This window comes from Aerococcus sp. L_32, from assembly GCF_050689315.1.
The window spans coordinates 1-1626 of record NZ_JBOEQF010000427.1 but is presented as its reverse complement, the minus strand read 5'-3'; the positions used below and the strand labels follow the sequence as shown (position 1 = coordinate 1626).

Genomic DNA, 1626 nt, shown 5'->3' with positions numbered 1-1626 from the left:
GAAATAATGAGATTAAAGCGCCACCAAGCGCTTAATATCAACAGTAGCCTCCGCAGCTCATAAGGCATGCGGAGGCTGTTTCGTTGTCTAACCAAATTTTTATCTGCAAGTGGGTGTTAATTTTCGCAATTGGTCAAGATTTGTTAGATAATAGGTGAGTATTTATTTAGGAGGGAAGAAATGTTTTCAATTTTTAAAAAATTGGGTTGGTTTTTTAAATTGCGGTGGAAGAGCTATGCCTTTGGGATAACGGCATTGGTTACCTGTGCTATTTTATCTGCTATGACCCCTAGAATTGTAGGGAATATGGTAGACCAATTAGCAGCAGGCTCTTTAACTGGGCAATTATTAATCACTCAAACAGGCCTTATTTTATTATTGGCTATTATTATGTATGTACTTCGTTACGGTTGGCGGACGATTATTTTTGGAAATTCGACTTTACTAGAATCAATTATGCGTAATCGTTTGTTTAGTCATTTTACAAAAATGGATGCCACTTTTTACCATAAATATCGGACGGGTGACTTGATGGCCCATGCCACAAACGACTTAGCGGCCTTGCGATTTGTTGCTGGTGGGGGAATTCTGACCTTAACAGATTCTATCTCCATTTCTGTTGTGACCTTGTTCTCTATGTTTGTCTTAATCGACTGGCAATTAACGCTAGTGACCATTCTGCCATTCCCTATTCTAATTGTGGTGGCCCGTGTTCTGGGACGAATCATTAACAAGCGGTTCCGTAAATCGCTTGAAGCTTTCTCTAGTTTAAATGACGAAGTCCAAGAAAATGTTTCTGGGATGAAAGTCATCAAAACGTTCGGGGAAGAAGAAGACTACTACCAAGATTTCGTTGAAAAAACAGACCAAGTGGTCGAAATGAACCGTAAAGTTTACCAAGCGGATGCGGCTTACACGCCAATGATTGAGATTATCACTGGTTTAACTTATGTATTGACTATCTTCTTTGGGACTTACTTTATCCAAAATGGTCGGATCACAGTCGGTGACTTGATTGCCTACATTTCATACTTGTCTATGATGGCTTGGCCTTTAATTGCAGTCGGCCACCTAGTCAATACGCTTGAGCGTGGAAACGCATCGTGGGACCGGGTGTCTGAATTGTTGGACGAGCAGCCAGCTATCGTTGAAGCTGATCAAGCTATTACAACGCCGATTCAAGGGGCTATCCATTTTGACATTCAGAAATTTGCCTACCCAGATGACGGCCGGACGAAATTATCGGATACGCGTTTCCACTTGAAAGAGGGGAATATGCTTGGTGTAGTTGGTCGTACCGGGTCTAGCAAAACGACAATTTTCAAGTTGCTGATGCGTGATTATGACCAATACGGAGGCCAAATTACCTATGACGGCAAAGATATCAAAGATTTTAGTTTAAATACACTTTCTTCAGCAATCGGTTATGTACCACAAACGAATTTCCTATTTTCAAATACGATTTTAGAAAACATTCGCTTTGGGAATCCAGACCTATCTGAAGAAGAGGTCATTCACTACGCCAAAGTAGCGGATATTCACGAAGACATCATGAAATTCCCCGAAGGTTACCAAACGGAAGTTGGGGAACGTGGGGTGTCCTTATCTGGTGGTCAAAAACAACGA

General features: G+C 41.3%; 1 protein-coding gene. It reads left to right on the top strand.

What is annotated here, in order from left to right; genetic code table 11:
* Window positions 1–180: 180 nt before the first annotated feature.
* The coding region (locus ACRCJ0_RS13615; RefSeq protein ID WP_431390771.1) for an ABC transporter ATP-binding protein at window positions 181–1626 on the top strand (1446 nt) is incomplete at its 3' end.